This window comes from Streptomyces phyllanthi, from assembly GCF_009377205.1.
In the GTDB taxonomy this organism is placed as follows: domain Bacteria; phylum Actinomycetota; class Actinomycetes; order Streptomycetales; family Streptomycetaceae; genus Streptomyces; species Streptomyces phyllanthi.
This window is the reverse complement of the sequence record NZ_VJZE01000404.1, coordinates 1-8,506: the sequence shown is the minus strand read 5'-3', so window position 1 is coordinate 8,506 and position 8,506 is coordinate 1. Positions and strand designations below refer to the sequence as shown.

The 8,506-nt window shown below is 68.7% G+C and carries 10 protein-coding genes; 1 reads left to right on the top strand and 9 read right to left on the bottom strand.

The features are described 5' to 3' along the window. Positions 1–80: 80 nt before the first annotated feature. Entirely contained in the window at positions 81–1,844 is a 1,764-nt protein-coding gene (locus tag FNH04_RS35925) for an NlpC/P60 family protein (RefSeq protein WP_152790037.1), read from the bottom strand. Positions 1,845–2,144: 300 nt separating this feature from the next. Between FNH04_RS35925 and FNH04_RS35920 the strand changes: the two genes are divergently transcribed. Beyond that, the gene (locus FNH04_RS35920; RefSeq protein ID WP_152790036.1) at positions 2,145–3,023 is read left to right on the top strand and encodes a hypothetical protein; all 879 of its coding nucleotides are present in this window, start codon (positions 2,145–2,147) and stop codon (positions 3,021–3,023) included. Between the two features lie 90 nt (positions 3,024–3,113). Here the strand turns inward: FNH04_RS35920 and truA are convergent, their stop codons facing one another. From truA to map, 8 genes are all read right to left on the bottom strand, one after another. Beyond that, entirely contained in the window at positions 3,114–3,971 is an 858-nt protein-coding gene (gene truA / locus FNH04_RS35915) for a tRNA pseudouridine(38-40) synthase TruA (RefSeq protein ID WP_322724808.1), read from the bottom strand. A gap of 79 nt (positions 3,972–4,050) precedes the next feature. Continuing rightward, complete coding sequence (gene rplQ / locus FNH04_RS35910; protein WP_152790035.1) at positions 4,051–4,566, bottom strand: 50S ribosomal protein L17; 516 nt, start codon at positions 4,564–4,566, stop codon at positions 4,051–4,053. A 115-nt stretch (positions 4,567–4,681) separates the two neighbouring features. Beyond that, the gene (locus tag FNH04_RS35905) at positions 4,682–5,704 is read right to left on the bottom strand and encodes a DNA-directed RNA polymerase subunit alpha (RefSeq protein WP_003966937.1); all 1,023 of its coding nucleotides are present in this window, start codon (positions 5,702–5,704) and stop codon (positions 4,682–4,684) included. A gap of 159 nt (positions 5,705–5,863) precedes the next feature. Further along, a complete protein-coding gene (gene rpsK / locus FNH04_RS35900) occupies positions 5,864–6,268 on the bottom strand; it encodes a 30S ribosomal protein S11 (protein ID WP_003956432.1) in 405 nt (134 codons plus the stop codon). Positions 6,269–6,360: 92 nt separating this feature from the next. Beyond that, positions 6,361–6,741, bottom strand: coding sequence for a 30S ribosomal protein S13 (rpsM, locus tag FNH04_RS35895; RefSeq protein WP_152790034.1), 381 nt, complete (start codon positions 6,739–6,741; stop codon positions 6,361–6,363). Between the two features lie 190 nt (positions 6,742–6,931). Continuing rightward, entirely contained in the window at positions 6,932–7,045 is a 114-nt protein-coding gene (gene rpmJ, locus FNH04_RS35890; protein ID WP_003974245.1) for a 50S ribosomal protein L36, read from the bottom strand. Positions 7,046–7,107: 62 nt separating this feature from the next. Continuing rightward, positions 7,108–7,329 carry a translation initiation factor IF-1 gene (gene infA / locus FNH04_RS35885; RefSeq protein WP_003948620.1) on the bottom strand — a complete coding sequence of 74 codons (222 nt, stop codon included), beginning with the start codon at positions 7,327–7,329 and terminating at the stop codon, positions 7,108–7,110. A 190-nt stretch (positions 7,330–7,519) separates the two neighbouring features. Continuing rightward, positions 7,520–8,356, bottom strand: coding sequence for a type I methionyl aminopeptidase (gene map, locus FNH04_RS35880; RefSeq protein ID WP_152790033.1), 837 nt, complete (start codon positions 8,354–8,356; stop codon positions 7,520–7,522). Positions 8,357–8,506 lie beyond the last annotated feature (150 nt).

Genomic DNA, 8,506 nt, shown 5'->3' with positions numbered 1-8,506 from the left:
GGGCGGGCGGGGGAGGCCGGACCGCGCACCCCTGCCGGAACCGGCGTACCGGAACCGGCGTGTCACCTGAGGCCGACGTACTAGAACCGGCGGATCAAGCGGAGCGTCCGGGCGTACAGCCCCGTGCCGTTGAGTGTCGAGGGGCCGCCCAGGTCCCCGATGGTCGGGCCGTTCGGGGTCTTGCGACTCGACAGGAAGCGCGGGTTGCCGTGCTGGTCCTCGCCCACGTAGATGCCCACGTGGTCGACCACGCCGTCCTCGTCCGTGGTGTCGTCGGTGTCGTCGTCCGTGGCGTCGAAGCAGACCAGGTCGCCGATGCGCAGCCCTGCCAGGGAGGGCGCCGCGGCCGTGGCCCGCGCCACGACCACACCGGGACCCGAGGCCGCCTGGTCCCGGGACAGCCGGGGCAGGTTCACACCGTCGTGGTCGCGTTCGTACACCAGGGGCAGGCCCATGTGGTGGCCGTACACCATACGGACGAGGCCGGAGCAATCGAGGTTGCCCTCCCACTGAAGGCCCGCGTACGGCCTCCGCTCACCGTTCGGGAACGTCCACTCCACGCCCATGTACTCGTGGAAGTCGGCGCCCTCGCGGCGGGTTCCGTCCGCCTTCAGCGGGCCGTAGCCCGCCTCGCCCAGCACCTGGACGCCGTCGAGGACCGAGGAGCGGACGGTGGCCCCGCCGGGCAGGAACATCGCCCCGTACGCGAGCGCGTCGGGCGAGGTGTCGGCCGCCCAGGCGCGTATCCGCTGCTCCATCGCGTTCGTCCAGCCGCCGTCGAACGGTTCGGGCAGCACGCGCACCCAGGTCTCGTGGCTGACCACGGGGGGATCCGCCCAGTACGCCGACTCCACCGCGAACTCGCTCACCAGCGCCTTCAGGGGCAGCGCCGTGCTGCCGGAGGAGGCGAGCGCGCGAACCCCGACCCGGCCCTGCGTGAAGGTGGGGTCCGTCACACTGTGCTGCCAGGAGGACGGTTCCGCCGTCCCGTCCCGCCAGGCGCGCGTCCGCAGCGCCGAGCCCTCCTTCTCCACCCGTACGCGCCAGCGGTCGGAGGCGGTGAACCCGGTGCCGACCTGCTGGGCGGCGCCCAGCACCGTGACGGCGTCGGCCTCCTCCTTCTCCAGCAGCAGCTGTACCGCACCGGCCGCGGTGACGTTGAGTCTGGCCCGGTAGTGGTTGTCCATGTCGTCGTACGCGAAGGACAGGGCGAGGGAGGCGGCGGCGCCGGAGGGGGCCCGGTCGAAGCCGAACACGGCCGTGGCGTTCAGATCGGCGATGTCCCGGTCGGAGGAGAGGAAGGCGTGCCGGCTCGCGTTCGCCGCGGTCAGTTCGATGACTCCCCGGCCGTCCTCGACGCGGTAGTCGGCATCAGCGCCGTTGTGGGTGGACCAGGTGCCGCCGCCGGGAGAGGCGCCCCAGCCGGAGGCGGGAGTGCGCGCGAACGTGTCGGTGAACGGCTTCTTCTGTTCCGTTAACCAGCGTCGCGGCCCCCGCACGGTCACCGTCTTCGCCCCATGCGTCAGGGTCGCGAGCCATCCCCGGCCGTCGGTCACCTCCAGCAGGGCCGGCGCGGATGCGGTGGCCGCCACGGGAGTCGCCGTGAGGGCCCCGGCGGCGTGCTCCGGAAACCACGCCGGGTCGTTGGCGGAGACCAGCAGAGAGCTGCCCTGCCGGGCGACATCAACGGCGGTGGCCGACGTGGCGCCCACGGTGGCGCTCGCGGTGGCGGCCGTGTCCGTGGCCGCGCGGGCGACAGCCGTACCGGGCCCCGGCAGCAGCGGCGAGGCGGCCGCCGCTCCGGCCAGCGCGGCGAGAGCGGATCTTCTGTTCAGGGGCGACATGCACGACTCCTCGCACGATCAAGAAACGGTCGGAAACCGGGAAGCGGTCGGGAAGGAACGGGAAGGAACGGGAAGGGAACGGGAAAGGAAAACGGAACCGGGGCAACTGGAGCACTGTACGAACAGCGTTCGATGACAGAGCTTCCCGACCCGCCGTCAGAAACGGCCGCGGCAAGCCGGAGTACAGGACCAGAGCGACCGGGAATGTCTCTTTGATGGGCAATCACTCACGTCACAGTGGGAGCTCATTGCCCCATGAGACTGAACACCACACCCCAACACCCGTCTAAAATGCGACCCATGAGTTTTGGGCAAGGGGAACCTCAGTGGGATCCCTGGAAACCGGGTTCGCAGCAGCCGCAGTGGTCCGGTCAAGGCGGCCAGACCCCTGACTGGGCGGCACTCGCCGAGGCGTCCGAGTCGCGCAACAAGCGCCGACGCCTACTGATGACCGTCGGCGGCGCCCTCGCCACGGTCGCGATCGGGGCCGCCGTCGCGGTGGCCGTCGTCTCCACGGACGGTGACGCGGACGCGTCGAACAACCCCACCAGCGGCCTGCCCGCCACGGCGGACATCCCGAGCGCCAGCGACGACCCCGAACCGTCGTTCGCCCCGACCTCGGCTCCTCCCCCGCTGAACCCGAAGGACTTCATCTCCGACGTCAAGAAGGACACGGCCCCGCTCAGCGCGGAGAGCCTGTTCCCGGGTACGCGGCTGACGATGGGCGAGTCCGTCTACAAGAAGGGCGCGACGGCCTCCACGACCGATTGCGCCTCGGCGGTCCAGAACAGCCTCGACGCGGTGCTCACCAAGAACGACTGCACACGCGTCCTGCGCGTCAGCTACGCCAGGGACGGCGTCGCCGTCACGGTCGGCGTCGCCCTCTTCGACACCGAGGCCCAGGCGGCCAAGGCCAAGAAGGACGCGGACTCCAAGAGCCTCGTCACCCCGCTGCCGGGCTCCGGCATCCCCTCGTTCTGCAGCACGGCGATCTGCCGCCGCACGATGAACTCGTACGGCCGCTACGCGTACTTCACCCTGGCCGGCTTCACCAACGGCAAGGACGTCACCGAGAAGGACTCCGCGGTCTTCTCCACCGGCGACGACCTGGCCGAGTTCGCCTTCCGCCAGATCCGCCGCCGCGGCGAGGCCCAGGCCTCGGCAGCGGCCAACGAGTAGGGGCGCCGGGGGCGAACCCCTCTGCGGGCAGCCCCCGACCCCCACGCCTCACAGCCGCGGACGACCGAGGTCACCCACCCTGACGCCCCCTCAACAGCACCCGGCCGCAGGAAGACTCCGCTTGTTCCGCGCCTCCTTGTTCCGCGCGGCCAGCAACTCGTCCGCGGGGTACCCGACTTCCTCCAGCGTCAGCCCGTGCGGCCGTACGACGTGCACGGCGGAGTCCCGTACACCCGCGGCCAGCACCTTCCCGGGCCAGTCAGCCGGCCGATGCCCATCCCCCACGAACAGCAACGCGCCGACAAGGGACCGCACCATGTTGTGGCAGAAGGCATCGGCACGCACGGTGGCGGTGATGATCCCGTCATCACCCCGCACGAGACCCAGCTCCTGCAACGTACGAATGGTCGTGGCGCCCTCACGCTTCTTGCAGTACGCGGCGAAGTCATGCTCCCCCAGCAACCGCCCGGCGGCCTCGTTCATGACCTCGACGTCGAGGGGCCAGTCATGCCACAGCACATGGTTCCGCAGCAGCGGATCCACGCCACCGGGGTTGTCGGTGACCCGGTAGGCGTACCGCCGCCAGACAGCCGAGAACCGCGCGTTGAACCCCGCGGGAGCCTCCCTGAGGGCCCACACCCGCACATCCCTGGGCAACCGCCCCGCCAGCCGTTTCAGCAGCTTTCCACGGTGCTCGCCCCACACCTCCACCGGCAGATCCACATGCGCCACCTGCCCCCGCGCATGCACCCCGGCATCGGTGCGCCCGGCCACGGTCAACTCGTACGTGTCCCCCTTGGACCGCGTCACCGTCCGCAGGGCGTCCTCGATCTCCCCCTGTACGGTCCGCCGCCCCCCGGCCTGCTTGGCCCAGCCGGAGAACTCGGTGCCGTCGTAGGAGAGATCAAGCCGTACGCGCACATGTCCGGGCTGTACTTCGTCACTCACAGGTAGATCCTCTCAGGCCCCCGCGAACGCGAAAGCGGGCCCGCCCCAACGGACGGACCCGCTCGACGCGAGGTCAACCTCAGGCGTCCTTGGACTCCTCGGCGGCGTCCTCGGCCTTGGTCTCCTCCACGGCCTCGTCGGACTTGGCCTCGACGGCCTCCTCCTTCTTGAGGGCGTCTTCCTTGACCGCACGCTTGGTGGCGGCCTCGGCCTCACCGGTGGCCTGCTGCGCGACCGTCAGCGCCTCGACCAGCTCGATCACAGCCATGGGCGCGTTGTCGCCACGGCGGTTGCCGATCTTGGTGATACGGGTGTAGCCACCCGGACGGTTCTCGTACCGCGGGCCGATCTCGGTGAAGAGCGTGTGGACGACGCTCTTGTCCGTGATGACCTGGAGCACCTGGCGACGGTTGTGAAGGTCGCCCTTCTTCGCCTTGGTGACCAGACGCTCGGCGTACGGCCGCAGACGGCGGGCCTTCGCCTCGGTGGTGGTGATGCGGCCGTGCTCGAACAGCGCCTTCGCGAGGTTCGCGAGGAGCAGCTTCTCGTGCGCGGCACTGCCGCCCAGACGGGCACCCTTGGTGGGCTTCGGCATTTCTTTCTCCTATGTATCTGCCCCGGCCGTGTCAGGTACCGGGGTCAGTATCCGAGCAGACGGTCGCCTGTCGGAGATCCGGGGGTCTCTGCGAGACCCCCGGAGGTGGAACCGGTCAGTACTGCTCGGTCTCGACGAAACCGGCGTCCGCGTCGTCGTCGGCGCCGAAGGCGTCGGCAGCGGCCGTGGGGTCGAATCCGGGCGGGCTGTCCTTGAGCGCCAGGCCCATGCCGGCCAGCTTCGCCTTGACCTCGTCGATCGACTTCGCACCGAAGTTACGAATGTCGAGGAGGTCGGCCTCGGAACGCGCCACGAGCTCACCCACGGAGTGGATGCCCTCACGCTTGAGGCAGTTGTACGACCGAACGGTGAGCTCCAGCTCCTCGATCGGCAGCGCCAGATCGGCGGCGAGGGCGGCGTCCGTCGGGGACGGACCCATGTCGATGCCCTCGGCGTCGATGTTCAGCTCGCGGGCGAGACCGAACAGCTCGACCAGCGTCTTACCGGCGGAGGCCATGGCGTCACGCGGACGCATCGCCTGCTTGGTCTCGACGTCGACGATCAGCTTGTCGAAGTCGGTGCGCTGCTCGACACGGGTCGCCTCGACCTTGTACGTGACCTTCAGCACGGGGCTGTAGATGGAGTCGACCGGGATACGGCCGATCTCCTGGCCCACCTGCTTGTTCTGCACGGCGGAGACGTAGCCGCGACCGCGCTCGACGGTCAGCTCCATCTCCAGCTTGCCCTTGCCGTTGAGCGTGGCGAGGACGAGGTCGGGGTTGTGCACCTCGACACCGGCCGGGGGCGCGATGTCGGCGGCGGTGACCAGCCCCGGGCCCTGCTTGCGCAGGTACATCACGACGGGCTCGTCGTGCTCCGAGGAGACGACCAGCTGCTTGATGTTGAGGATCAGGTCGGTGACGTCCTCCTTGACGCCCGGCACGGTGGTGAACTCGTGCAGGACACCGTCGATCCGGATGGAGGTGACGGCGGCACCGGGGATCGAGGAGAGAAGGGTCCGGCGGAGGGAGTTGCCGAGGGTGTAGCCGAAGCCCGGCTCCAGCGGCTCGATCACGAACCGGGAGCGGAACTCGTCGACGACCTCTTCGGTCAACGAGGGACGCTGAGCGATCAGCATGTGTGGATCAGATCCTTCAGTCGTGGGCGCCCGCTATATGACGCCCGACGGAACCGCCTCCGTGAAAAAGGCGGGTACTGCAAGAGTACGGGCGGTACGACCCTTACGGAGACGTACCGCCCGATACCACAGCTCGTACAGCCCGGAACGCGCCAGACGTCAGACCCGGCGACGCTTCGGCGGACGGCAGCCGTTGTGCGGGGTCGGGGTGACGTCCTGGATGGAGCCGACCTCGAGACCGGTCGCCTGGAGCGAACGGATCGCCGTCTCACGACCCGATCCCGGGCCCTTCACGAAGACGTCGACCTTGCGCATGCCGTGCTCCTGCGCGCGGCGGGCAGCCGACTCGGCGGCCATCTGCGCGGCGAAGGGGGTGGACTTGCGCGAGCCCTTGAAGCCGACGTGGCCGGCGGAGGCCCAGGAGATCACGTTGCCGGAGGGGTCCGTGATCGAAACGATGGTGTTGTTGAACGTGCTCTTGATGTGCGCGTGGCCGTGAGCGACGTTCTTCTTTTCCTTGCGGCGCACCTTCTTGGCAGCGCCCTGACGTCCCTTGGGGGGCATGTCTGTAACTCCTACGGGAGGTGGTCGGTCCTACAGCGAAACCGCTCTGGCGAAACCGCTCTTCAAGACCGCTGACGAGCGTCCGCTGCGGACTACTTCTTGCCCGGCTTCTTCTTGCCGGCGATGGCGCGACGCGGGCCCTTGCGGGTGCGGGCGTTGGTGCTGGTGCGCTGACCGCGGACGGGCAGGCCACGGCGGTGGCGGAGACCCTGGTAGCAGCCGATCTCGACCTTGCGGCGGATGTCGGCCTGGATCTCACGACGGAGGTCACCCTCGGTCCTGATGTTGTTGTCCACGTACTCGCGGATCCTGACGAGCTCTTCCTCGGTCAGGTCGCGAACGCGGGTGTCGGGGTTGACGCCGGTCTCGGCCAGCGTCTGCTGCGAGAGGGTCCGGCCGATGCCGAACACGTAGGTGAGGGCGACCTCCACGCGCTTGTCGCGCGGGATGTCAACACCGGAAACGCGTGCCATTCAATGGCTCCAGTTGATTGCGGAGGTCTTCCACAGGACCGACTCCCAGCCGCCGTACCAGGTACGAACTGGGTCCCCGGCCTCCGACCGGGGGTATCGGAACCGATCACTCGGCTCCGGGCCCTGCGTATGAACACATTCAGCTCGCGTCGCGCGAAGTTCTGCGAATCGCAGAGGGTGCGGTCGTGCGTCAGCCCTGGCGCTGCTTGTGGCGCGGGTTGTCGCAGATGACCATGACCCGGCCGTGACGGCGGATCACCCTGCACTTGTCGCAGATCTTCTTGACGCTCGGCTTGACCTTCATGGGATGTGAGGTTCTCCGGGTCAGTTGCCGGCGACCCCGCTCGGGCGGGATGTGGGCAAGATCTACTTGTAGCGGTAAACGATCCGGCCACGCGTCAGGTCGTACGGAGACAGCTCCACCACGACCCGGTCGTCAGGGAGGATGCGGATGTAGTGCATACGCATCTTGCCGCTGATGTGTGCCAGGACCTGGTGGCCGTTCTGGAGCTCGACCTTGAACATGGCGTTCGGAAGAGACTCGACGACAGTGCCCTCGATCTCGATGGCACCTTGCTTCTTGGCCACGCTTCGCCCTTCGAATCGACTACCTTGATCGACTTCGTGTAACCGAACGCGGGCATACGGGTACACGAGAGCCGACGAGTCAGTCTACGTCAGCGCCCCGAGAAACACGAATCGAGAGAGGCTGCCCACGCAGAGAGATCATTAAGCGACCTCCCCCAGGGCGTCTTCCCGGCTTCGGGGCAGCCCGCCCTCAGGCCAGCGGATCCGGCGCCGCGCTGACCCCGTACTCCGCCAGCTTCGCCTTGCCCCCGTCCGGCGCCGTCAGCACCAGCGGGCCCTCCTCCGTCAGCGCCACCGAGTGCTCCCAGTGGGAGGACCATGTGCCGTCCGTCGTGATGACGGTCCAGTCGTCCTCCAGGACCCTGGTCTTCGGGGTGCCGAGGGAGACCATCGGCTCGATGGCGAGGCAGAAGCCGGGGACCAGCTTCGGGCCCTTGCCCCGGCGCCGGTCGACGTAGTTCAGCAGATGCGGGTCCATGTGCATCTCGGTACCGATGCCGTGACCGCCGTAGTCCTCGACGATCCCGTACTTGCCGCCGCCCGGCTTCGGCTGGCGCCGGATGTACGTCTCGATCGCCCGGGAGACGTCCACGAGCCGGTTCCCCTGCTTCACCGCCGCGAGGCCCGCCCACATCGACTCCTCGGTCACCCGGGAGAGCTCGACGAGCTCGGGAGCGTGACCGGAGCCCACGAAGGCGGTGAAGGCCGCGTCCCCGTGCCAGCCGTCGACGATCGCGCCCGCGTCGATGGAGATGATGTCGCCGTCCTTCAGGACGACCTCGTCACTCGGGATCCCGTGGACGACGACCTCGTTCACGGAGGTGCAGATGGTCGCCGGGAACCCGCCGTAGCCCAGGAAGTTCGACTTGGCCCCGTGCTCCGCGATCACCTTGCGGGCCACCTCGTCGAGGTCCTTCGTGGTGGCACCCGGCACGGCCGCCTCACGGGTGGCCGCGTGGATTGCGGCGACGACCAGCCCCGCCTCGCGCATCTTGGCGATCTGCTCGGGGGTCTTGATCTGCACCATGGCGGCTGGGGCCTTTCTGGACCGGAAGGAAACACAGACCCTTCAACAATACGGGGCACGGAGAGCGGCCCGTCCGGCGCTTGAGGACAGGCGACGGACAGGTGGACGGACAGGTGGACGGACAGGTGGACGGGAGGGGACGGGCAGGGG